21 protein-coding genes are annotated in these 23,180 nt (G+C 41.4%); 12 read left to right on the forward strand and 9 right to left on the reverse strand.

All coding sequences use genetic code 11. The features are described from left to right. The first annotated feature begins 7 nt into the window (after positions 1–7). From U2P91_RS12955 to U2P91_RS12995, 9 genes are all read left to right on the forward strand, one after another. Positions 8–985: a helix-turn-helix transcriptional regulator gene (locus U2P91_RS12955; protein WP_111888928.1), complete on the forward strand. Its 978-nt coding sequence runs from the start codon at positions 8–10 to the stop codon at positions 983–985. Between the two features lie 27 nt (positions 986–1,012). After that, positions 1,013–3,013: a dynamin family protein gene (locus U2P91_RS12960; protein WP_111888929.1), complete on the forward strand. Its 2,001-nt coding sequence runs from the start codon at positions 1,013–1,015 to the stop codon at positions 3,011–3,013. A gap of 30 nt (positions 3,014–3,043) precedes the next feature. Then, positions 3,044–5,377 (forward strand): dynamin family protein, encoded by a 2,334-nt coding sequence (locus U2P91_RS12965; RefSeq protein ID WP_111888930.1) that lies wholly within the window; start codon positions 3,044–3,046, stop codon positions 5,375–5,377. Positions 5,378–5,387: 10 nt separating this feature from the next. Then, the gene (locus U2P91_RS12970; protein WP_111888931.1) at positions 5,388–5,942 is read left to right on the forward strand and encodes a hypothetical protein; all 555 of its coding nucleotides are present in this window, start codon (positions 5,388–5,390) and stop codon (positions 5,940–5,942) included. A 109-nt stretch (positions 5,943–6,051) separates the two neighbouring features. Further along, positions 6,052–9,189 carry a helicase HerA domain-containing protein gene (locus tag U2P91_RS12975; RefSeq protein WP_111888932.1) on the forward strand — a complete coding sequence of 1,046 codons (3,138 nt, stop codon included), beginning with the start codon at positions 6,052–6,054 and terminating at the stop codon, positions 9,187–9,189. Beyond that, the gene (locus U2P91_RS12980; RefSeq protein ID WP_162624537.1) at positions 9,186–9,788 is read left to right on the forward strand and encodes an HNH endonuclease; all 603 of its coding nucleotides are present in this window, start codon (positions 9,186–9,188) and stop codon (positions 9,786–9,788) included. Before U2P91_RS12975 ends, U2P91_RS12980 begins: the two co-directional genes overlap by 4 nt. Positions 9,789–9,799: 11 nt before the next feature. Beyond that, a complete protein-coding gene (locus tag U2P91_RS12985; RefSeq protein ID WP_111888934.1) occupies positions 9,800–10,207 on the forward strand; it encodes an SMI1/KNR4 family protein in 408 nt (135 codons plus the stop codon). Between the two features lie 246 nt (positions 10,208–10,453). Continuing rightward, complete coding sequence (locus tag U2P91_RS12990; RefSeq protein WP_111888935.1) at positions 10,454–10,756, forward strand: hypothetical protein; 303 nt, start codon at positions 10,454–10,456, stop codon at positions 10,754–10,756. A 48-nt stretch (positions 10,757–10,804) separates the two neighbouring features. Continuing rightward, positions 10,805–11,971: a GTPase gene (locus tag U2P91_RS12995; protein WP_111888936.1), complete on the forward strand. Its 1,167-nt coding sequence runs from the start codon at positions 10,805–10,807 to the stop codon at positions 11,969–11,971. A 45-nt stretch (positions 11,972–12,016) separates the two neighbouring features. Here the strand turns inward: U2P91_RS12995 and U2P91_RS13000 are convergent, their stop codons facing one another. From U2P91_RS13000 to U2P91_RS13025, 6 genes are all read right to left on the reverse strand, one after another. Further along, entirely contained in the window at positions 12,017–12,538 is a 522-nt protein-coding gene (locus tag U2P91_RS13000; RefSeq protein WP_162624538.1) for a nucleotidyl transferase AbiEii/AbiGii toxin family protein, read from the reverse strand. Then, positions 12,516–12,932: a nucleotidyl transferase AbiEii/AbiGii toxin family protein gene (locus tag U2P91_RS13005; protein ID WP_111888938.1), complete on the reverse strand. Its 417-nt coding sequence runs from the start codon at positions 12,930–12,932 to the stop codon at positions 12,516–12,518. Before U2P91_RS13005 ends, U2P91_RS13000 begins: the two co-directional genes overlap by 23 nt. Next, positions 12,919–13,533, reverse strand: coding sequence for a DUF6088 family protein (locus tag U2P91_RS13010; RefSeq protein WP_111888939.1), 615 nt, complete (start codon positions 13,531–13,533; stop codon positions 12,919–12,921). Before U2P91_RS13010 ends, U2P91_RS13005 begins: the two co-directional genes overlap by 14 nt. A 277-nt stretch (positions 13,534–13,810) precedes the next feature. After that, positions 13,811–14,977, reverse strand: coding sequence for an ABC transporter permease (locus U2P91_RS13015; protein WP_111888940.1), 1,167 nt, complete (start codon positions 14,975–14,977; stop codon positions 13,811–13,813). Further along, positions 14,964–16,091 (reverse strand): ABC transporter permease, encoded by a 1,128-nt coding sequence (locus U2P91_RS13020; protein ID WP_111888941.1) that lies wholly within the window; start codon positions 16,089–16,091, stop codon positions 14,964–14,966. The genes U2P91_RS13015 and U2P91_RS13020 overlap by 14 nt, the downstream gene beginning before the upstream one ends. Before the next feature lie 9 nt (positions 16,092–16,100). Next, complete coding sequence (locus tag U2P91_RS13025; protein ID WP_111888942.1) at positions 16,101–17,033, reverse strand: ABC transporter ATP-binding protein; 933 nt, start codon at positions 17,031–17,033, stop codon at positions 16,101–16,103. Between the two features lie 213 nt (positions 17,034–17,246). Between U2P91_RS13025 and U2P91_RS13030 the strand changes: the two genes are divergently transcribed. Both U2P91_RS13030 and U2P91_RS13035 read left to right on the forward strand, forming a co-directional pair. Then, positions 17,247–18,314: a sensor histidine kinase gene (locus tag U2P91_RS13030; RefSeq protein ID WP_242988517.1), complete on the forward strand. Its 1,068-nt coding sequence runs from the start codon at positions 17,247–17,249 to the stop codon at positions 18,312–18,314. Between the two features lie 107 nt (positions 18,315–18,421). Continuing rightward, positions 18,422–19,042 carry a response regulator transcription factor gene (locus U2P91_RS13035; RefSeq protein ID WP_111888943.1) on the forward strand — a complete coding sequence of 207 codons (621 nt, stop codon included), beginning with the start codon at positions 18,422–18,424 and terminating at the stop codon, positions 19,040–19,042. Between the two features lie 103 nt (positions 19,043–19,145). Here U2P91_RS13035 and U2P91_RS13040 read toward each other — a convergent pair whose 3' ends face one another. The 3 genes from U2P91_RS13040 to U2P91_RS13050 are packed head-to-tail and all read right to left on the reverse strand — an operon-like array spanning position 19,146 to position 21,254. Continuing rightward, positions 19,146–19,619: a hypothetical protein gene (locus U2P91_RS13040; RefSeq protein WP_111888944.1), complete on the reverse strand. Its 474-nt coding sequence runs from the start codon at positions 19,617–19,619 to the stop codon at positions 19,146–19,148. Beyond that, positions 19,619–20,236, reverse strand: a complete 618-nt coding sequence (locus tag U2P91_RS13045; protein ID WP_111888945.1) for a GTP-binding protein — start codon at positions 20,234–20,236, stop codon at positions 19,619–19,621. Before U2P91_RS13045 ends, U2P91_RS13040 begins: the two co-directional genes overlap by 1 nt. Before the next feature lies 1 nt (position 20,237). Continuing rightward, entirely contained in the window at positions 20,238–21,254 is a 1,017-nt protein-coding gene (locus U2P91_RS13050; RefSeq protein WP_111888946.1) for a uroporphyrinogen decarboxylase family protein, read from the reverse strand. Positions 21,255–21,633: 379 nt separating this feature from the next. Here U2P91_RS13050 and cls point away from each other — a divergent pair, with 379 nt between their 5' ends. Then, on the forward strand, positions 21,634–23,160 hold the full coding sequence (gene cls / locus U2P91_RS13055) for a cardiolipin synthase (protein WP_162624539.1): 1,527 nt from the start codon (positions 21,634–21,636) through the stop codon (positions 23,158–23,160). Positions 23,161–23,180 lie beyond the last annotated feature (20 nt).

A 23,180-nucleotide genomic window follows, 5' to 3' on the forward strand; every position in this document is an offset into this window, starting at 1 on the left:
CGGTAGGATGACATCACAACACGATGAAAAGAAAACCGCTCGGATTCTGGCCATTTATGATCAGATCATTCGGGGTGAGACCGTTAATAAACAAAAATGGGCCGAAAATCTGGGGGTCAGTGATAAAACCATTCAGCGGGATCTGAAGGAAATCGAAGACTATCTACAAGTGCTTTACCCGGAGAGCAAGGTTGCCTATGACCGGAAGTGTCAGGGTCACCGATTGTTCCGGGAAGGCAGTATGGCACTGTCGGATAACGATATCTTTGCGGTTATTAAGGTGCTGCTGGATGCCCGACCTTTTAACAAAAAAGAAATGGGAAAAATCCTTGATCATCTGCTGTGCCTGTCCTACAACCGCAAAGCCATTGAGCTGGCCATCGGGAATGAACGTCAGCATTATCAGCCAGTGAAACACGATGAAGACTTAATTGAACGGATCTGGTTTTTTAGTCAGAGTGTTCAGAACCATCAGGTGCTGGGTGTTCAGTATCAAAAGCAGGATGGCACCGTCAAGGCCTATAAAATCAATCCCCTGGGGTTATTGTTCAACGAGTATTATTTTTATGTGATTGCTGAGATCAATGGCAAGGAGAATCCCGTTTCACTGGTTTTCCGGCTGGATCGATTTCTAAATTACGCCTTTTATGGGGAGGATCAGCGATTTACTGTTGACTACGGCAACCGCTTCCAAGAAAGCGAATTCCGGGATCAAATTCAGTTTATGTATACCGGTGAACTGACCACCATCCGCTTCCGGTTTTCCGGCCCATCCCTGGAGGCGGTGCGAGATCGGCTGCCCACTGCCAAGGTGGAAAAAACTGAAGACGGCGTCACTACTCTTTCAGCTCGGGTCTATGGAGAAGGGGTCAAAAAATGGCTGCTTTCGCAAGGGGACTGGGTTGAGGTACTAAGCCCGCCAAGTTATCGCAAAGAGATGGTGGAGATGATTGAGCGGATGCGGGGGAAGTATGGGGAGGAATAAAATAAATTCAGATTGTGTGAGGTATCAATGATAGTAACAATTATCTATAATCCGTATATTAAAAAAAATCAAATAGTATACAATGGAAATGAAGTGAAAAATGACAGCATTCTTAAATATATCTGCAACAAAAAAAATCAGAATTGGTTTGAAGTTACATCTGGATGGCAGGGCATTTTTGAAGAATTGGAACAGAAATTTATTGATGAAAGACTTTATTTGGAATTTTGGGGAAGAATGATTGATTACAAGGAATTTGTGTCAAACTTTAAAAAATATCAAGGCGAACAAATCTCATTGATTGACCCTATTCTAATTGAAGATGAAAATATGTTGATGAATGAAATATCGGGATTTATCAATAAGTTGGAGAAGAACGACAAGCTATCTCGTGATCTTGCGGATGAATTCGAAAAAATCAACAGCAATAAATTTAAAATTTGCGTGATTGCCACCATGAGCAGCGGGAAGTCTACCTTGATCAATGCGATGCTGGGACGCGATTTACTGCCCTCAAATACGGCGGCCTGCACGGCAACCATCACTACCTTGACCGATAATGATGAGATGGAGTTTTTTGATGTATGGTGCTTTGATCAGAAAGGGAAACTTTTTATTGAGAAAAGGGATGTAACTCTGGAAGAACTGGAATTATATAATGAAAATGAGGCGATAAAAATCATCGATTTAGAAGGCCCCATCCCGGGAATTTCGACATCAAGGTTTAACTTACATCTGATCGACACGCCTGGGCCAAACAATTCGACCAATGATGACCATGAAAAACTAACTTTCGAAATGATTGAATCAGATGACTATGCAATGGTCATTTACGTAATGAGTCCTGAAACCATACAGTCTGACGATAACGATGAATTGCTTCAAACAATTGCTGAAACAATGAATAAAGCAGGGAAAAAAGCTGAAGAGCGGTTCTTATTTGTAATCAATAAATGCGATAATCTAGATCCGGAAGATGAAGATGATACCATCGAAAATGTTCTGGAAACCGCAAAGGCTTATCTTAAAAAAATTGGAATTGACGAACCAAATATTTATCCAGTTACGGCTGAAATTGCTAAACTGATCCGGATGAATCAGCGGGGGGAGAAATTAACCAGAAAGGATAGAAATGAAATTGATGACTGGCTGGAAATTTTTGAAAGCAGCACGCCTGAGGATCAAGAGTATCAACGACTTAAGAGTTTTGAACAGTTTGCTTCACTAACCCCGGAAGCACGACAGACGATTACCAGGCGATTAAAAACTGCGAGAAATGAAAAAAATACTATTGTCGAAGGTCTGATTCATACGGGGGTACCGGCGTTAGAAGAATCAATTGAAGAATACCTGGCGAAGTCGGTTTATCCAGCGAAAATCAATGATTTTATCACATGTGTGGATACATATTTAAAATTTCCGGTTTTAGCGGAAGCAATTGCTCATTATTTTGATGAGAAATTAAAATTGGTTAAGCATGGAAATGAAGTGTTTAAGAGAGCTGAATATATTGCGAAAACAGGAGAGGACAATTATGCTCAAGAAATATGTAAGATCCATGATCAGAGAAAAAAACTGACCGATGGGAAAAGTAGGATTGATCGGTTGTATGTAAATCAGCTCTTTGGTTTTTGCGATCCCTTAGAGTATTTAATTATAGAAATGCTAAATTCTAAAGGCCTGATTATGATTAACAAAAAATATTGTGATATAAATCCAATAGGAATAAGTAGTTTAAAATTAATGAAAATGCGGGATAAAGGCTTAAAGTATTTTGGTTCAGAAGGATTCAAATACAAAATACTGAAAGAATCAGAATTTAAAAATCTTGATGAAAAAGATTTATCGCGCATCATCTGGATGCCCAAAAGTTTGAAGATGAAGATTCAACATCAGCTGAATCCAATAGTCGAGCTTAGTGAGAAAATAGAAAATTTTAGTCAGATGATAAGTGATGAAATAATTGCGAAAAATGCTGAAGAATTATTGATATATGCACAAAAGCAAAATCATCCGATTTTTCAGTAATGTATAAAAATTGAATTGAGGTGTAACAATATGGAATTTAGAATTAACTACAACCCTTATGAATTACGATCGGAGTTTTTCTTGGATGGTGTGCGATTAACAGAGGATAGTCGTTTTTCACGGATCAAAGAAAAAAGGCTCCAACAATGGTTGAATAAAAATGGCGACTGGAATGGACTGTGTAATGAACTTCTAGAATTGACCAATAATGGCAGTATAGCAGTAAAATTTAAAGGTCGAGCGGTGGATTATGAGGATCTTAGTCTTTATCTGCAACAGGAGTGCACAAAAAAAATTACCTTAAGTGAACCGGAATTATCAAGTAATGATCAGAATATTATGACACAATTGGATGAGGTCATCAAAAATATTAATTTAAAAGCAAGAGAAGTTTTGTCCAAAGACCAATTAGATTCGATACAGAATTCTTATGAAAATGCAAAAAAAGCAGACTTTAAAGTTTGTGTCATAGCAACCATGAGCAGTGGGAAGTCAACTTTAATCAACGCCCTGTTAGGTCGTGACTTGTTGCCTTCAAATACGGCTGCCTGTACCGCAACAATCACAACGATCAAAGATCATGAGCAAATGGAAACCTTCGACGTCAAGTGCTTTGATAAAAATGGAAAGCTGGTTTCTGAAAGTAAAGATGTTGCTCTGGAAGCGTTGGAAAATTTCAACGCCGATACAGAGATTAAGCAGATTGATTTAATTGGCCCAATTCCAGGAATTGAGTCGGATAAAATGACGTTATTTTTAGTAGATACACCAGGTCCTAATAATTCAACAAACGATGATCATGAAAAATTGACGAAGGAGATTATTCATTCAGATGAAAATACCATGGTCATATACGTGATGAGCCCAGAAACAATACAATCAGATGACAATAACGAGTTACTCCAGTCGATTGCCGAAGTAATGCAGAAAGATGGCAAACAAGCTGAAGATCGCTTTCTTTTCGTAATTAATAAATGTGATGACCTCGATCCAGAAGACGAAGATGATACAGTTGAAAATGTCATTCAAACGACAAAAAATTATCTTGTCAAGAAGGGCGTTCATTATCCGAATTTGTTCCCAGTTACAGCCGAAATTGCAAAACTGATCCGGATGGATAAACGGGGTGAAAAAATAACCCGAAGAGATAAAAAAGAAGTTTCGAACTGGATTGAAAATTTTGAGAGTGAAGATTCAGAGGATCGCATGTTCCAGCGATTGTTAAGCTTTGAACAGTTTGCTTCCTTGTCACCAAAAGGCAGGGATAATATAAAAATTCGGATTGAAGAAGCCCGAGATAAAGAAGATTTGGATTATGAGGCACTTATTCACACCGGGATACCGGCATTGGAAGAAACAGTTGAGGAATACCTGGAAAAGTATGCCTATCCGATGAAAATTAATGATGCAGTGAAGGAATTGATTGAGATTATTGATCAGGAAGAAATGAAAAGTAAATTTCATAAGGAAATCCAGGAAAACACGGCTTTGCTTGAGCAGGTAAGAACGGATATTGAAAACAGCAGAAGCAAAGTTAATGAATTAAAGAATAAAAAAACAACAATTGAGGGGAAAATTGGCTCCTTTAAATTTGATATGAATTCAAGTCAGGTAAAAGGCGAAATCAACAGAGATCTGGCACGTATGACAGATGAATACAATGGTAAAACTGAAATTAAGAAAGAGGCAAGTGATCGGATTTTTAAAGAGTTTGCCCAAAAGCAGGAAAAATATCTGGTTGAATTAGAAAGAAAACTCTCGAATCAAATCGAAACTGAAATTGTGGCGAGAGGGAACGAGATGCTGAAAGAATTCAGAGTGTTTATGGATGAATTCAAGAATAGTATTAAAATCAATAACTTCAATTTCGAAAAAATTGTCAGCTTTAAAAACTGTGATGTCAAGGATCTTAACAGTTTGATAAAGGCCAATACCAAAGAAAAAAAGCATAAAGAGTATTATACAGTAAGTAATCCCGAGCGTTCAGGTTTTGTCGGTTTTTTTAAATTCTGGGAGCCTAAGCGTATTGAGAAAAGTAAAATGGTCAGTGACGGGGAATTTGTTAATGTTTATAAAACGGTTGAGACTGCTATAATGGGGTGGAAGACCGAATTGAATGAGCAGATTGAGCAGGTATTTAAACGGGCTGAAAATGAAGTGCGACGGCTTAATGAGTATTTCAAAAATAATATGGACGAAGCTGAGAAGGTTGTGAATGTGACCCTAAATGAAATTAATGATGAGATCAATAACAATTTAAATATGAAAAAGGAAGAAAAAGAAAAGGACTTGGAAGCGAATCAATGGAAAATAAGTTATATTGATAGTATTAGCCAACAGCTAAAAGAAATACTAAGTTTTTAGGAGGAATGAGATGAATAATTTTGAAGTAAACGAGTATTTAAGAGAGCATTTGGAAAAGAAAGAGGTTAAAAAAGTAGCAAGCGATCTGAGTGTGATGGTTTATACCGATCGAACCTTATCAGATGGTCGACTGATGGAGATGCTTAAATATATTAAAACAAGTTATTCGGATGTTTATGAGCAACTGATTGAAAAATGCGATGAATCTCAATATAAACGGCTCTCGCAAAATGGACAACTAATATGCAAAGAAATAAATGAAGATACTTTTGCTGATGCAGTTTTCGCACTTGAAAATAATTTTTGCTCTGAACGGATTGAAGACATTCGTGTTCTAGGAAAACATTTATATTCACAAAATGAAAGTGCTGAAAATAAAAAAGAGGTCACTGTACCGGTTGCTAAATCGAGCGAAAGAAAAGCAGTTGTACAACAAAAGGGCACAATACCCGTGGGGGAGCAGCGAAGGTCTCCGAAGAAAAAGAAAATCTCCGGGGGCCTGGTGTTAATTCTGGCAGGTTTAGCTCTGTTAGCAGTGGTAGCAATTGTTCTGACTATCAAGTAGTTAGTCTTGCGATCAGTATTCAAAAAAAAGTTGAGCTACAGATAAAAGTGGAAAAAGCCAATAAAAAAAATAGCCAGGTATACAATACGATAAAGGATAGGCAGCAATAATGATAAATGAATTAGATGTTAGAGATTATCATGATCTGTCCCGATCATTTATTTTGGCAAATGAAATCATAACGAAGAACTATTTAGCGAAACTGGAAAGCTATGAGATTGCAGAGTTGCCGAATGAACTGGGAATTATTGCTGAAGTATGCAAGTTTACCCGTTTGTATAAAATTTCAAAACTGGTTTATAACAAAGATGAGCTATTTTTAGATAAACTTTCGACGATCCTCAATGGCCTTTATACAATCAACAGTACCGTTGTAACGATCATTACCAGCGATGGTTGCAATGTCGACCTATACATGGGAACAGTGAATAAGTCGCAACAGGACACGTCGAACATGGGCAAATTCTTAAGTGGATCTTTTTGTGGCAATCTGCCGGGATCGGAGATGAAGAATATCGGTGCCGATGAGATGGCAGAACTTTTTGAAGATATTTTTAATGAGCGTTCCGTGGTATCGGCAGTGTCAGGTATTCCTTCGCTGCGAAATGAAGAGGAACAGAACAATGCAACCTATATTCAGGGAATTGAAAACATGGTTGATTCTTTGGCCGGGATCCAGTATACCCTTTTGACCATTGCAGATTCAGTTGAACCTGATCAACTGAATCAGTGCGAAAATAGTTTGGAAAATCTTTATACTCAAATATTCCCGTTTTTAAAATCAGAATTGAATTTCAATGAGAGTGAGGGTTTAAGTCTCACCGATTCGACTTCAAACAGTGTTTCAAAGGCGATCAATACTAGTGTCAGTGATACTCAAAACAGTACGATTTCAAAAGGCTGGAGCAAAGCTCACACTGAAGGCGAGTCGCTTACTGGAACTGCAACAGCTGGTTTTTTTGTAGGTGTCGCAGGTGGTGTTGCAGTAAGTAAAGGCAAAAACTCTTCCGACACTTTATCAGAAACAGGAAATACGAGTGACAGTTTTGGGGTGACCTATAATAGTGGTGTCAGTGATGTGATCGCCGATATTACTGGTTTTTCTTCTGGAACAACTGAGACAAAGGGGCGTTCGCTACAGATTTCAATGATCAATAAAAAGGCCGATAATATGCTGAAAAACATCGATCAGCAAATCGAGCGATTAAATCTTTGTGAAAGTTATGGTGCGTTTAATTATGCAACTTACGTGATAACAAAAGAACTTGGCGATAATAAACGGGTTGCCAGTGCGTATAATGCATTACTGAAAGGGGATACATCGTATCTGCAAACAGCCCATATTAATACCTGGAATAAGAATAAGAGCGGGGCGGTACTTAATTACTTAAAACGCTTTACCCATCCAAATTTTACGGAGCACTATTTAACAGAGACCTATGTGTCACCAGCTTCGCTGATCAGTGCAGAAGAACTGGCATTGTGTATCGGATTGCCCAAAAAGTCAATTATCGGTCTTCCGGTTATTGAGTGTGTTCCCTTCGGGAGAAGCATTCAGCGGTTATCTGAATCACAAGAACCGGAGCAGTCTATCAAATTGGGCAAGGTTCATCACATGGGGAAAACCTCGGATGATACTACAATTCAATTGGATCTCAATAGTTTGGGGATGCACACCTTTATTACCGGTTCAACGGGTTCAGGCAAATCAAACACAATCTACGGTATATTAAATAAACTGCAAAAAAACGATATTCATTTTTTAGTCATCGAACCGGCAAAAGGCGAATATAAGCATGTTTTTGGGAATAAGGAGGATGTTAATGTTTATGGTACCAATCCCAAGATAATGCCTTTATTGAAAATCAATCCGTTCAAATTCCCCAAAGAGATTCATGTTCTGGAGCACATCGACAAGCTAATTGAAATTTTTAATGTCTGTTGGCCGATGTATGCAGCAATGCCCGCTGTGTTAAAAGAATCGGTCGAACGGGCTTATGTTGCAGCGGGATGGGATCTCGATCTTTCGGAAAACGAAACGGCAGAAGCGTTATTTCCAAATTTTGCAGATATGCTGCTGGAACTTAATCAGGTTATTGGCGAGTCTGCTTATTCGGAAGAACTGAAAGGAAATTATATTGGGTCATTGGCGACACGGATCAAGTCATTAACCAATGGCATAAATGGTCGGATTTTTGGTTGCGATGAAATTGAAAATCAATTATTGTTTGATAGCAATACGATTGTTGATTTGAGCCGTGTCGGATCGATGGAAACCAAGGCCCTTGTTATGGGAATTTTGGTTATGCGCTTGCAGGAACACCGATTGGCACAGGGTGGCATGAACGCTGATCTCAAGCATGTGACGGTTCTGGAAGAAGCCCACCATTTATTGAAACGAACATCTACTGAGCAAAGTAGTGAAGGTTCAAATCTGCTCGGTAAATCAGTGGAAATGCTGGCGAACAGCATTGCTGAAATGCGAACCTACGGTGAAGGCTTTATTATCGCCGATCAATCACCTGGATTAATGGATATGTCAGTAATTCGTAATACCAATACGAAAATAATTTTACGATTACCAGACTTTTCAGATCGGGATTTAGTTGGAAAAGCGGCTTCGCTAAATGATGATCAGATCAAAGAACTAGCGAAACTGCCAACCGGGGTTGCCGCCGTTTATCAGAATGACTGGTTGGAACCGGTTTTATGTAAAGTCAATAAACATCAGACATTGAGTAATAAACAGTATATGTTTGAAGAACAACTACAACGTGATGGATCAAATGAAAAAAAACTAAGAACAGAAATTATCAAATTTTTAGTACACGGCCGTATTCCCGAGAAAATCGAACCGGATCTTGACTATATTGACCAGTATTTAATCAATTCAAACCTAGCGGCCAGCCACAAGCGATTAATAAAACAATTGACGGGCGAGTTTAAGAATACAGGTTCACTGGAGATTTGGACAACAGAAAAATTTAGGGATCTATCTCGTTGTGTCTCGGAAATTCTTGACAGTGATCTTCACGTTGGCAAGGGGGTTATGGAGTCAAACGATTATCAGGAATTGACTAAGACGATGATTGATCTGATCAATCACAGAATTGATGAGAATAATGAACAGGTGCTTTTAGAAACCTGTCACTGTATGTTGAGAAATATAATAAGAAATCATGAAACGGATTTCGGCGTTTATGCAAAATGGCGGGAACATGTGGAGAATGGAGGGATGCGTCTATGATGGAATTTGCTGGTGGAATCGGAAAAAGCATGGCTGAAAGCAAACTCAGTGAATTAGCAAAAGAGGTGCCTGCAACAAAACAGGATATTAAAGTGCTTGATAAACCACTGCAGTTCGGTGAAAGTAAGATAAGTGAAAAAAATTTTTTGAATGAAGATACTGAAAAAAATATTAACACTAACAATTTTCCCACCCGTAATCAAGAATTAGAGGGGAAGGAACATCCGGAAACAAACGTACCTTTCGAAAAAAAATCTGTTGAAAATAACAATGGGGAAATAATAGACGTTGTTGTGCCAAAATTCGACAGTGATTTCGATGCTCAACTACCATCAGAGCTTAATGAGGCATCTGATAAAGACCAATTTAATGAATGCAACAAACAATTAAAAGAAAAAATTGAAAAAAACCCTGAATTTGGTTCAAAATTTTCGAAAGAACAATTGGAACAAATCATGGATGGAGAAACACCGGATGGTTATACTTGGCATCATGATGCTGAAAAGGGGAAAATGCAGCTTGTAGATTCCACAGTACATGCAAAAACTGGTCATACAGGGGGCAAGTCCATTTGGGGCGGCGGAAGTGAAAAGCGATAAAGGAGAAAGAAATGAATGATTTAACATGGAAATATGTGAAGGAATTAGAGAATAAAAATGCCGTTGAGTTGTTTGAAGATGAGAATGATATCAAAATACCAACTGATATTGTGGAGTGCATAAAGATAAATAACGGAGGAAGGCCAAACAGAAAAGGGTTTGATACAGAGTGTTCTAAAGGACGTGTCGTAAAAAGTCTACTATCCTTCAATCCGGAAGACTTAGAAACAATTTACACTATTTTTGATGTTTTGAAAAAAGAGAAAAGTGAGCTAATTCCAATTTTTTCTGATCCATCTGGAAACTATATCTGTTATGATACGCTGAACAAAGAGATGGTATTGTGGCTTCATGAAACAAATACGACTGAAAAAATCTCAAATAGTTTTTCTGAATTTTTATCTTCACTATATGAGTAAGTGGGTATTTTATAAAGTGTGAATTATTAACCCCTTCAGTATTAAAACCGCTTCGGCGGTTTTTAAATTCCCCAAAATCCTCAAAAACATTTCAAATCTTCACCACCTACCCAATTTCTGTCCACCCACCTATCATATAATAATCTCAAGCCAGCAGCGGGCGGAAACGTATCCCTGCCAAACCTATACGGGTGCTGCATGTGCAACTGGTGGGGCTGGCTAAAAGAAATTATTTGGAGGTGCAACATGCAAACAATTTTCTACATCATTATTCTGATTATCAGTCTGGTTTCATCCTTTAAGATCTGCGGATTATTGAAGGTAATGATCTGGGGTGAAAATACCCTGGATCTGGGGATGAAGATTCTGTCGTTTTGGGCGATGATTTTCTTTTTCTGTCTGCTGTTCTGGGTCACTGTATTTGTCTATCTGGGCATTCCATTGCTGATCATTGGGGTGGTTGTGTTGGTAGCATCCCTAATTTTTGGCGGGAAAAGTGATGAAGCGGCGGTATCAGATGAGGACGAAGCGAAAGAATCAGAAGAATAAGTCAGCTGACGATGATAAAAAAATGCGAACAGCAAGGGAGGAAATGAAATGGAAATCGAATCTAAGGCAGATACCTTTGACTATGAAGCCGAATATGAAAAAATCAAGAATCAGGTGGTTACTTCTAATATTCTTTTGTGCGGCGCCACTGGGGTTGGCAAAAGCAGCCTGTTAAACTATATTTTCGGGTTGGAGCAGGAAAAGACGGCAACCGGTCGGCCGGTGACAACAGAAGGACTTTATCAGCATGCCTACGACTGTGGGATGGCCTTTACCATCAACATTTATGACACCTGGGGGCTTGAAGCCAATCAGTCTAAGCGCTGGAAAGATTTGATTGTGACGGAGGTAGAACGCCATGACTGTGAGCACATTGCTGAGTGGTTTCACACCATTATTTATGTTTTTTCGGCCAAGTCAGCCCAGATTGAAGGGTTCGAAAAAGCCATTATCCGGGAACTGATTGATCAGGGTAACCGGGTGATGACGGTGTTGACCCATTGCGATCTCCCCAATGTGGATGGTGCTATACATCAGATGGAAGCCATTCTTGAGGATCTGGGTATTGAGAAGCGCAATATTGTCCGAGCCTGTTCAGTCTCAAAAAAACTGCTGGGCGGGCTTGAGTCCGAGCCGTTTGGGTTGGAGGATGTCATCCATAATATTCGTAAAAACCTGTGGCAATCAATCTGTCTCAAGGTGCCGGGGAATGTCCTGATCCATGCTCAGCTGTTAATGGAAAGCTGGCGGAACGATGTGTATGACTATATCGAGGAAACGGCGACGATTTTTAATGCCTCATCACTGAGCACAGTGAACCGGATCAATGATTATGCCGGCCGCTCGGTTGAGATGGTTTATGGTGCCATCAGCCAATATGGCGAGGAAAAAATGGCTGAGGCCATTACCTATTATTGCCAGCTTGTCGACCAGCTGAATGCCCTGGCTGGAGAGCGTACTGGCAAGCCGGAATGGGACCGGCTTATGGATTTTGATTTTTCCCGGGATCGGGTCGATGTGGTCTGTGAATTACTGGCCAATCTGGTGGTGGGCCTGATTCCTTTTGCCGTCTTTTTCCTGTCCTCCAGCAACCAGGATAATCGGGTCCAAGAATTAAGGGATGGGATAGATGCCAGCTACAATCGGATTCTTGAAACCCTGAGCCAGGAGGCTCAAAAACTGGGAATTCAGCTGCTGCAGATGCAAGCAGCGTAAATGATCCCATCGTGCTATCGATAATCGTTGTCAATCTTCCTAAAATTAGCAATCAATGGCAAATAGCCGGGATTCGATTATTTTTCTTAAAGTCAGAATGACATCATCATAGGCTACCGGGTCATATAATAATTGCGATGTGATTTTTTCATAATCTCTCCGGTAAAAGTATTCCTCAATAATTTGATTTAGTATGCCATTTAGATCTTTGTCGGCTGAATGGCAACTGGAATTGTTGTGACGTTCAATCCGGACTTCAGCAATCAGTGGGACAAGGGATTCCAGATCATCCAGTCTGTCAATGATCATCGATATATCATAGAGATGCCTTGAATGTTCTGTAGGATTATTTTCAATGTAATAATCACAGACGGCGAAGACCTTATCAATAAAGGTACGTCCAATATCCTGAACGTAAACTGGGAAGGGTTCTAAATGATAGGTCTTGATAATTTCTGGAAATTGTTGTGCCTGAAGATAATTAGCGACCAAGGAATTGATTTTTAATTCCTGTACAGGAAAAGCCAGGGTGAGGAGTGTATTTTCAATGACACGGATCTCTAACAACAGTATGGTTTTCCTGATAGGTATACTGAACGAGAAAGCTCTGAAATTTGCGCTCGGACTTGAAATCAACAGCATTTAAATACTCAAATCCAAGATCTTCTATCGTCTGTCTAATTTTTCGGTTTGTTTCTTTGATTGTACTTTGTGTTACCTTTCCATTATTAATCGGATAATATGAAAGGTCAATATCTTCTGAAAATCGATTGATTGCTTTGTAACACTTAGATAAAGAGGTTCCGCCTTTAAAAATAAAATTTGGTAAATTTGTTTTCAGCGTTCTTAAAAAAAGCGTAACAAAATAATCCTTAACAATAATATCTGGTGCAATCTTAAAATATACACTGGTTCTTAAAATACTCTCTCTGAAATTGACTTCATCCTTATGCAAAATCATAAATCATCCCACTTTCAACCAATTTTTGATAAATTCGTTTTGGATAGGCGATGAGCACCTGATCGAGCAGGGACCGAGAAAAATTTTGGCTTTTGAGGTAGGTACGCAAATTATCAATCTGTTCGACGTTGTTTAAATCAATGCTCGAAAGGGCTTCGAGAAATTCAATGAGGGTTACATTTTCATTAGTGATGGGAGTTCGGGAACGTCTTAGAATCACCGGTTGACCGCCGATTTGAACCTGTCGCTTGCGGTTAGTTTCATTGTTTGTGGAAATTTCAATGACGTTGGGAACTTGAGTGGTCAGCCCCCATTTATTCAGCAAAGCCAGACCTGTCAAAACGCCATACTGATTTTTGTCATCGCTGAGGTATTTTCGACGGATCACATCAGCAGGATTGAGTGACGATTTACCAAAGATGGTTTTTTCAGGGATATAGTAAATACCCTTTTGAAACCGTCTGAGCTCTCCAGTCTTAGTCATCCTAGAGAAGGATTTTCTCAGCACATCGCTGGAAATTTTGTTTTTATTTTCCAGATCCGATAAAAAAATGGGCGTGTTGGGTTTAAATTTGGATTTAATTTGAGTAAGTGTTAGCATTGGAATCACCTCACCTATATTATAGAGGGTTTAAGTAAGATAGGCAAGTAATTATACTATTTATGTATAAAAATGTGACACCTCCTTAAGAAATAGACTTTGCTTTTTTAAAAACTTGACACCAGCAGCTACTATTTCTGTGCGGGAGGTGATCTTTCCTCTAACAAAAAATCTTTAATTATGAACAGGACCGGGACAAAATCAACGTTGTCCCAGTCCTGTTCTTATATGTATTAAATCAAATGATGAGCCTTGTTCTAAAACCCAACCATACTACTCAGCCTTCCACTCTTCTCTGTTTAATCAGTACCAGCGTCACGCCCAGCACCGCCACCCCAAAGGCCAGCACCAGCACCATACTGGTAAAAATCGACTGGAGATTGTTAGCATTGAAACTGACCGCTGCGGCGATTTCGTTATTGGCTTTGATATACCAGTAGGTGGGAGTAAAACTGGCAATGGTCAGGACATTGGCGCCTAGTAGTTCTTGAGGGACAAAGACGCCGCTGATAAAGCTGGTGCCAAGGGCAAAGACATTGGCGACGGCTGACATCGCGCCCCGGCTTTTGACCAGATTTGCGATTAAATAGCTGATACTTAAAGCGGCCAGGGTGAAGACAAAGGAGTTTAAGAGTAGCAGCAGGCCGTTGGCAGTAAACATGAAGCTGCCATACATGACAAAGCTGGCTGAGATCAGAACAAGCCAGGTTAAGATGGCAAAGCTGAGGTTGCCCAGAATCATCTGGAAATTCATATTGGCTGATCTTATCGGTGAACAGAGATTGCGCCGTTTGAGATCGGTATTATTAAAAACCAGCATTACTGAGCAGACGCCCAGAATCAGAATAGCAAACATTGAATAGGACAAATAATTAAAATAGTATCCGGATTTTTCAGCATTGGCGGAGTGGCTGCCGTTGCTGATCATCGTCACTTGGCTTTGTTCGGCCAGATCCTTGTCCAGGTATTGGGTCAGCTCAGCCTGGCTGAGGCCGGGCATGTAGGTGATGTAGGTTTGGGCGGTGTTCAAGTATTTATTGATCAACAGATCCATGTAGACATTGCTGGTGGAGTCCGGTACGATTGTTTTTTCCAACTGGACCTCCCGACCACTGAGCATTGCTTCGGTAAATCCATCAGGAACCCGAAGGATGTATTCCACCTGCCTAAAAAAAAGCGCATCCTGGAGTTTTTGGGGTTCATCGGGAAGATCCACCAGATTGGCATTTTCACTCAAATAAGTTTTGAGTCCGGCCACCAGCAAAGAATCATTATCATCATTGATAAAGGCGATATTGACCTTAACCTTGGAAAAATCGGTGTCCTGAGGCGGGTTATAGGTGTTGGTCAACAACAATGCCAGGACCATAAAAACCACCAGATAGATCAGGAGCAGGCCGCGGTTTTTCTTGATTACTTTGAAAAAAGCTTTATAAACTTGCATATTTCTGTCTCCTTAAAACTAAATACGTAATGGTGCTAAAGAGCAGTGTAAAAGCGCCCAACAGCAGGAGGTTCGTAAAAAACTGGGTATGGGTATTGTAGTAATACAGGGCATAAAAGCTGTCAGTGATCAGGCTGGCCGGGTTGAGGTAACTAAGAATCGGCACCTTGGTCATTACCAGATACTTGATATCACTGGACATCATTCCGGCCAGAAAGGACATGGTCATGGTGGACCCAATCAGAATACCGACAATGACACCCTCCCCTTTTTTAATGATAGCCGCAATACAGGCACCAAAGCTTACCCCGGTGAGGCTTCCCACCACACAGGTCAGGGCGATATAGAAAAGCTGATTGCCAAAACTGATGCCCAGTACCCCAGTCAGAAAGGCCAGCAGAAGCAGAAGTTCCAGCAATAAAACGGAGGTGGCGGCCAGCATTGAAGAAAGAAAGACGGTCAGTTTATTGGTGGGGGCCAGATTGACCCGGGCACCCACGGCCGAAAGATCAGCCTGAATCGCGACCACTTCCTTTACGCCCAGGAACCCGCCATATAAACAGGTCATCGCAATTAGCGTATAGAAATAATTGACCACCGGGTCCGGATTGGATTGGCTGGCAGAAACAGCACGCAGGTATTCGGTGCGACTGGAAACGCCAGTCAGAATGCCGTTATTCAGGGCGGCGGGGTTCTCGGTGATAATGGTGGTGATGGTGGCCGATGATTGTAAGAAATCATTCAGGAATTCTCGAATAATTGTTTGGTTAAGTCCAGATCGGTTCACCACCAGGCCCAGTTCTGGATCGAAAACGACATAGCCGTCGATCTGATTATCATTGAGCAGGGTATCGGCTTCGTCTCGGGTCGTATACTGAACGACGAACAATTCATCATTTCCGTTTATAGCCTCGGTAAAAGCCGGGTTCTGATCAAGTTCCTGGCTCTGGACCACGGCAACATTGACCTTAATAAATTCCTCGGCATTAGAAAGGTTGGAAAAGGCCAGGTTGAACAAGGTGGCTAATAGAACCGGAAAAAGAAAAGTCCAGAACATCAATTGCCGGTCGTTAAAGATGCATTTGAGGCGATAGCGATAATTAAATAAAAACATGACGTCCTCCTAATCTCTTAATTCTTTGCCGGTTATTTCCAGAAAAACATCGTTAAGGGTTGGTGGCTCGGAATAAATTTTACCGATGGTGATATTTTGATTTTTCAGGTGATCAAGAATTACAATCAGATTATTTTTTCCCCGACTTGATTTTACTACCAGCTGATAGTCGGTCAGTTCGGCTGAGATAATGTGTGGCAAGGCTTTGATTTCTAAGAGATTCAGGTTTTCAGGATTAAGCAGTTCAAGATTGATGTGCTCGCCGGATTTGATCATTTTCTTCAGCTCTTCATTGGTCCCCATGGCGATGATCTTGCCTTTATCCATAATGGCGATGCGGCTGGCGATTTGTTCCACCTCTTCCATATAATGAGAGGTGTAGATGATGGTGGCTCCCTGCTGATTTAACTTCTGGATACCTTCTAAAATATTGTTGCGGCTCTGAGGATCCACGGCCACGGTCGGTTCATCCAGAATAATCAGCTTAGGCTTATGGGCAATCCCACAGGCAATGTTTAGACGTCTTAGCAGCCCACCGCTGAGTTTTTTGGGGAAGAATTTGATAAAATCATTGAGCCCCACAAAATCAATGGCTTCGGCCACCAGCTTTTTACGGGTTTGTTTATCAGAAATGTAAAGACCGCAGAAGTAATCGATATTTTCATATACCGTTAACTCTTCAAAAACAGCCACGTTCTGCATCACCACCCCAATATCCCGTTTGAGATCATAGGCATCCGGGGACATCGGCGCATCGAAGATTTCAATGGTGCCCTTGTCGTATTTAAGCAGCGATAAGATGCAGTTGATGGCAGTCGTTTTCCCCGAACCGTTGGGGCCCAGCAGACCCAGGATTTCCCCTTCCTGGACCTCCAGATTGAAGTGATCCAGAGCGATGAGATCCCCGTAACGTTTGACCAAATTTTTTACATTGATAACCATAATTTGTTCTCCTTTATCGGTGGCCTGCTCCAATACTTGGAACAGACATCTGTTTTGTTTATCGATTGTGTTTATTTTACCCCATCGGCGACCACGTTGATAGTGATAAGCCTCCTGAATGGGTATGACAAATGTCACTATTTATGTTAAAGTAGTGATAAAATCGCAGGTTGATGGTAAAAAAACTCGAGACGATTCTGATAAGGGTTGGTAATGATGAATAAGCTGATTGATAAAATGATTATTTTTGTGTTCTGTCTGGCCTTGTATCTGACCACGGTGGAAAATGTGCTGCTGATTGCCCCGATTCTGGTGGCGGTAATTTTTGGTGCCGCCTTAAGTTTTTTTGAGGAAGGACCGTTAACAGTGGCTTTGTTTGTCGGCTATTTGGTGATCTGCTTTATTGAACCAGTTTATCTCCTGTTTGTGCCGCTGATTGGTTACGATATCCTTATTTCCCGCTACAAATGGCTATGGACTCTAGCATTGCTACCGGGTGCGACGGGTTTCACGGAGCTTAGTGGAATCACAGTGGTGTTAATTCCGATTTTTATGCTGGTGGCCTATTTTCTCAAAAAACGAACCCTCTCGCTGGAAACATTAAGAAAAAACTACAACGCCCTGCGGGACGCCACTCGGGAAACCGCTCTGCAGCTCGAAAAAAAGAATAAAATACTGATGGAACAACAGGACTATGAACTAAATTTAGCGACCTTAACCGAACGAAACCGGATTGCCCGGGATATTCATGATAATGTCGGACATATGTTGTCCCGGAGTATTCTTCAAACCGGGGCGCTGCTGGCGATCAGTAGCGAAGCCCAAACCCGGGAGGGCTTGGTTCAAATTAAAGAAACCCTTTCGGAAGCCATGGACAGTATCCGTGACAGCATCCATGATCTTCACGATGAGTCCCTGGATTTGCAGGTGGAGTTGCAGACGCTGATTAAAAATTTTGATTTCTGCCCCATAAAACTCGATTACGATGTGGAATCCCATCTGGAAAAAGAGCTGAAATACTGCTTTATTACAGTCGTCAAGGAAGCCCTTTCGAATATTATCAGGCATTCCAATGCCACCGAAGTCGCAGTGCTTGTCAGAGAACATCCGGCTCTTTTTCAGCTGGTTATTAAAGATAATGGAACAAGGCAGGAAAATACTGACGGTGCCGGCATGGGGCTTAGGAGTATTAAAGACCGGGTGGCAATACTCAGTGGCAACGTGAATATCACCGACGATTCGGGGTTTAGAATCTTTATCTCTATCCCCAAAAAGAAATAATCGGTCCTTGATGTATTGATATCATCACGTGAGCTTTGTAACCCGTTTCACAGTTGCTTAAATAATAGAACAAGTAATAAAGCAAATAATAAAAATAGGGGAGAATTATGAAAGTTGTTGTTGTAGATGATGATAAACTGGTGTGTGCCTCGCTAAAGACCATTATTGAGTCAGAGGGGGAGGTGGAAGTGCTGGGACTGGGATACAATGGCCAGGATGCCATTGCCTTATATAAGCAATTAAAACCGGATGTTTTGCTAATGGATATTCGGATGGATTTAATGACCGGATTGGAGGCCGCGGAGATCATCTTAAAGGAAGATCAGGCTGCGAAGATCTTATTTTTAACGACCTTTCTGGATGACGAATATATTATTAAGGCGCTTCAGCTTGGTGCCAAAGGCTATCTGATTAAGCAAAATTTCGAGAGTATTGTACCTTCGCTGCGGGCGGTAGAGGCCGGCCAAAATGTGTTTGGACAGGATATTGTGACGAAGATACCGGGGCTGATGACAATTGATCATCGGGAGCAGCCAAGCTATGATTTAAGCGATAAGGAGCAGGAGCTGATCGAAGGAGTGGCTCAGGGAATGAGTAACCGGGAGATTTCGGAAAGCCTGTATTTAAGTGAAGGAACGGTCAGAAATCGTCTCAGTATCATCCTGGAAAAGCTGAATCTCCGGGACCGAACCCAGTTGGCCATTTTTTATTATAAGAATTTGAAATAGAACCTAATAAAATCAGTTAGGGCATCATGGATAATGTGCCGTAACTGATTTTTTACGTTGATTTTATTTTGTTCTGCTTCTATTTTTATTTTGTTAAAGAAGCTTAACCGAGATACCTGCCAAAAGCGTTTTTAAGAATCGTTTCAAGTTGCAGAGGAAGAATACCAAAGACAATTACGACCCCTTCGACATGACATTTGGTAGCCCTTGAATAATGCTTATCGGATTCATCTTCGGTAATGGAGATCATACAACTGCTGGCTTCCGAACGGAGAAAGGCTTTAATATGACCAATGATCCCCTCCAGAGCCACCACTTCACGGGCTACCTGTTTGAGTAAAGCGTCGAGAATGGTTTCCGCTTCGTCAAAGGATACGTCAAGACCAAATTGGAACGAGCCCACAAGACTGGTGTCGTGGGTTTTGATGGTGACAAACGACTGTTGCTCGGCAGGATTGATACGGGGGTGTTCATTATGATGGTATTCACTGTGATGGTGCTCATCGTGATGATGGTGTTCATTATGACATCCGCATTCACAGTTTTCGTCATGGTTGTGGGTTTGTTCGTTGTTCATCAATTTATCCTTTCTGCTTCCATGTTCAGCATGGCTTCAAAAACAAGAGGTGATATTGTCTGGGCGGCACTGATTTTGAAGAATTTCGCCAGGCCGTTAAACGCTTTAATCGAGTCTTCCACGTCTAATAGGGTCTGTTGATCGACCTGATCAATCTTGTTGATCAGAATGATATCCGCCGCAGCCAGTTGACCCTCCAGCAGCATTTCCATGGGTCGAAGTAGCCGTTTCCAGCGCTTGGCGTCAGTGACGCAGGTGATGCTGCAATCAAGATCCGGCAGGGATTGATTAATGGTCTTTACAATATTGTGGGGATAGGCCACCCCGGAGGCTTCCATAATAATCAGTTCGGGGCTTATATCCTGGATGATACGATGTAAGCTGAGCGCCAATTCGCCGGACATGGTACAGCAGACACATCCTGAGAACAGATTGGCCACCTCATAGCCGCTATTTTGCAGCAATTTATCATCCACACTGACGTCCCCAATCTCATTTTCCAGGATGACGACCTTGGTTGAATCGTTAGAGCACTTGCTGATAAAGTGTTTGGCAAGTTGGAGGACCACACTGGTTTTTCCGGAACCCAGAAATCCGCCTAAGATAATGATTTTCATATTAGTTATAAACCGTCTTGCTTAGTTTTCTGGCTTCATCGGCAATCCAGCCATTGACTTCTTGAACCTTTGGATCAAAATAATCCAGGGAGGTAATCATGCCATTAAAAATAAAACCGCCGTTGGGTGCAAGTCGGTTATAAGTATCGCGAACCGTTTCCCGGACTTCTTCTTCATCAACCACAGGCCAGGTGCTGGGCATTCTGAATTCAAAACCGCCGTTGATGGCAAGTTTTGGACCGTATTGCTGTTTCATGCCAAGCAGGTCATTCTCAATCTGGGCGGGATCCCAAACGTTTACACCAATATCGATCATGGATGGCATCAGATCTTCACAACGGCCGCAGTTATGGTAAAAAATCGGAACGTTATCGTCCCTGACCAGATCCAGGCATTTTTTATAACGGGGCACAAAGATTTCTTCAAATAGTTTGGGAGAAATGAAGGGATTAAGTTTTGAAGCCGTATCATCCAGCAGGTAATAACCTTCTGGCTTATAATAATGCAGCAGGTTTTTGGTGATATAAAGGGAGTGTTCCAGCATGTAGTCCAGCAGTGCTTCAACCTCTTCCTGTTCTTCATAAATAGCACAAAGTCCTTCAGTGAAGCCCATAAAGCCAATAAACTGTTGGAATAAATCGGCATAGCCGCTGAGGACAAAGGCTGTCTGGTCGGGGTCTTTTACGTACTTCTGGCGGTCTGCCTTAGCGGCGGCTTCCCAGTCAAATCCGCTGTAGTCAGGGGCTTTGATCACATCGCGCCATTTTGTTATATCGGTCAAGATAAAATCGTTGGGTTTGGGTAGGGCAGCAAAGTTTATTTCTTCACCAGTGACAAAGGTCACACCCCAGGGATCAACACCCCCACCAGGTCCTCTAAAGCTACCGAGAATACAGGGGTCTGCCATGGTGAGCAGGGGCGCGTCAGGGCCAAAAAATGATGATACCGGCACGTATTCCGGCATCTCGCCTCGGGCGACCCGCAAAAAGTTTTCTTTCTGAGTTAAATGAGCTGTCATACTTGTCCTCCTTTAATTGTTGAATTATAACCAAGTTTAATATTCAATATTAGTTTTGTCAATACTTTTGTAATAATAATTATATTTACTATAATATCGTTTTCAGTTCAAGGAAGCCCACCAATATGAGCAGAGTCATTTCCAGACCACCCTCAAAAATACCAATGGTTCTATATTTTACAGTGCTTTTAACGACTTAGAGGAGTCTATCTTAAATATGTACAAAAATAGAGCAAAGTAAAATACGAATTTTATGACCGGTGAGTCGTCCTTCGGGACGAATGCAATTAAAAAACAGACCTAAATAATGTGACAAGCGGTTGTAACTGGCGCAAACATGGCATATAATTTAAAAAAAGAATATGAAAAAGAGGTAGTAATGAGAAGTTCGTCGGAGCATTTTCAAAGTATGTTCAGGTTTTTAGTCAATGTGGTTTTAATCGTTTTGCAATTGACCATCATCGGATTGATCATTCTGGAGTTTTCGGAAGATGCGGTGTATGGCTATTGGTTATTTGAGGGGTTGGCTATTTTTGTGGTGCTGAATATCGTGTATCGTAAAAAAACAGCGGCTTATAAAATTTCCTGGATTATTTTTGTGCTGGTTGTCCCGGTGGTGGGAATTGTGCTTTATTTTATCTGGGGACGGCAGCGGGTGCCCGGGAAATCAAAAAAACGATGGGATGAAATCAACTTGCGCACCTTTTTAAAACTAAAACAGAACCAGGCGGTTTTAGAATCCATTGACGATAAGGGGCTTAAAAAACAAGTGGAGCTGGTCCATCGGCTTAGTGATCTGCCGGTTTGGAAAAACACCAAAACCGAGTATCTGAAACTGGGAGAGGAGATGCACCGGGCCAACCTGGCAGCCATCAAAACCGCCGAGAAATTCATTTTTCTTGAGTATTTTATTGTCACTGGTGGGAAAATGTATGACGAGCTGATGGCAGTCCTCTATGAAAAAGCGGATGCCGGGGTAGAAATCCGGATGATGGTTGATGAAATGGGCAGTCTGTCGACCCTGCCCAAAGATTTTTATAATAACTGTGCCGCACATCACATTAAAAGTATTCCTTATAATCCCCTATCCCCGTCGCTGTTTAAATTTATCAGCTTCCGGGATCATCGCAAAATTACGGTTGTGGACGGCAGGGTAGCGATTACCGGCGGGATCAACATTGGGGATGAATACATTAACGAAAAGGTGCGGTTTGGCCATTGGAAAGACATGGCTCTGCGTCTGGAAGGGGACGCGGTTTTTAGTCTCACCACCATGTTTATTAACATGTGGGATTATGCCACCGGGGCGGTCACCGAACTGGACGCCTATAAGGGGACTGCCGCACTGGTAACAGGGGATGAATTGGTGATGCCATTTTGCGATGGGCCGATGAATCCCAGAAATCCGGCGGTCAATACCTATATGACCGTTTTTGCCAACGCCAAAGATTATCTTTATCTGACGACGCCCTATCTGATTCTGGATACCGATCTCACAAATTGCATTTTGCTGGCAGCTCGAAGCGGGGTCGATGTGCGGATTATCACCCCGGGCATTCCCGATAAGAAGCTGGTTTATGCCACTACCCGAGCTTTTTACGGTGATCTGCTGGCAGAGGGGGTCCGGATTTATGAATATGCACCGGGCTTTGTTCATGGTAAGGTTTTGGTAACCGATGATCAGGTTGCCATTGTCGGTTCCATCAACATGGATTATCGCAGTCTGACCTGGAATTACGAGTGCGGTACCTGGGTTTCCGGCTCAAAAACGGTGCTGGATATCAAAGCCGATCTGCTGGATTGCATCAAGGTAAGTCGGGAAGTGTGCTATTATGATTGGGAAAAAACCTCGTTTATGAAAAAGGTGGGACAGTCGGTGCTAAGAATTATGGCACCCTTGATGTAGATGAAAAGTGAGAGGAAACA

This window comes from Acetobacterium sp. K1/6, assembly GCF_034438075.1.
Classification (GTDB): Bacteria; Bacillota; Clostridia; order Eubacteriales; family Eubacteriaceae; genus Acetobacterium; species Acetobacterium carbinolicum.

Excerpts from the sequence above, each read along its gene's own strand:
- U2P91_RS12955 (WP_111888928.1), top strand. The coding sequence starts at position 8 with ATGACATCACAACACGATGAAAAGAAAACCGCTCGGATTCTGGCCATT.
- U2P91_RS12960 (WP_111888929.1), top strand. The coding sequence starts at position 1,013 with ATGATAGTAACAATTATCTATAATCCGTATATTAAAAAAAATCAAATA.
- U2P91_RS12965 (WP_111888930.1), top strand. The coding sequence starts at position 3,044 with ATGGAATTTAGAATTAACTACAACCCTTATGAATTACGATCGGAGTTT.
- U2P91_RS12970 (WP_111888931.1), top strand. The coding sequence starts at position 5,388 with ATGAATAATTTTGAAGTAAACGAGTATTTAAGAGAGCATTTGGAAAAG.
- U2P91_RS12975 (WP_111888932.1), top strand. The coding sequence starts at position 6,052 with ATGATAAATGAATTAGATGTTAGAGATTATCATGATCTGTCCCGATCA.
- U2P91_RS12980 (WP_162624537.1), top strand. The coding sequence starts at position 9,186 with ATGATGGAATTTGCTGGTGGAATCGGAAAAAGCATGGCTGAAAGCAAA.
- U2P91_RS12985 (WP_111888934.1), top strand. The coding sequence starts at position 9,800 with ATGAATGATTTAACATGGAAATATGTGAAGGAATTAGAGAATAAAAAT.
- U2P91_RS12990 (WP_111888935.1), top strand. The coding sequence starts at position 10,454 with ATGCAAACAATTTTCTACATCATTATTCTGATTATCAGTCTGGTTTCA.
- U2P91_RS12995 (WP_111888936.1), top strand. The coding sequence starts at position 10,805 with ATGGAAATCGAATCTAAGGCAGATACCTTTGACTATGAAGCCGAATAT.
- U2P91_RS13005 (WP_111888938.1), bottom strand. The coding sequence starts at position 12,932 with ATGATTTTGCATAAGGATGAAGTCAATTTCAGAGAGAGTATTTTAAGA.
- U2P91_RS13010 (WP_111888939.1), bottom strand. The coding sequence starts at position 13,533 with ATGCTAACACTTACTCAAATTAAATCCAAATTTAAACCCAACACGCCC.
- U2P91_RS13015 (WP_111888940.1), bottom strand. The coding sequence starts at position 14,977 with ATGCAAGTTTATAAAGCTTTTTTCAAAGTAATCAAGAAAAACCGCGGC.
- U2P91_RS13020 (WP_111888941.1), bottom strand. The coding sequence starts at position 16,091 with ATGTTTTTATTTAATTATCGCTATCGCCTCAAATGCATCTTTAACGAC.
- U2P91_RS13025 (WP_111888942.1), bottom strand. The coding sequence starts at position 17,033 with ATGGTTATCAATGTAAAAAATTTGGTCAAACGTTACGGGGATCTCATC.
- U2P91_RS13030 (WP_242988517.1), top strand. The coding sequence starts at position 17,247 with ATGATGAATAAGCTGATTGATAAAATGATTATTTTTGTGTTCTGTCTG.
- U2P91_RS13035 (WP_111888943.1), top strand. The coding sequence starts at position 18,422 with ATGAAAGTTGTTGTTGTAGATGATGATAAACTGGTGTGTGCCTCGCTA.
- U2P91_RS13040 (WP_111888944.1), bottom strand. The coding sequence starts at position 19,619 with ATGAACAACGAACAAACCCACAACCATGACGAAAACTGTGAATGCGGA.
- U2P91_RS13045 (WP_111888945.1), bottom strand. The coding sequence starts at position 20,236 with ATGAAAATCATTATCTTAGGCGGATTTCTGGGTTCCGGAAAAACCAGT.
- U2P91_RS13050 (WP_111888946.1), bottom strand. The coding sequence starts at position 21,254 with ATGACAGCTCATTTAACTCAGAAAGAAAACTTTTTGCGGGTCGCCCGA.
- cls (WP_162624539.1), top strand. The coding sequence starts at position 21,634 with ATGAGAAGTTCGTCGGAGCATTTTCAAAGTATGTTCAGGTTTTTAGTC.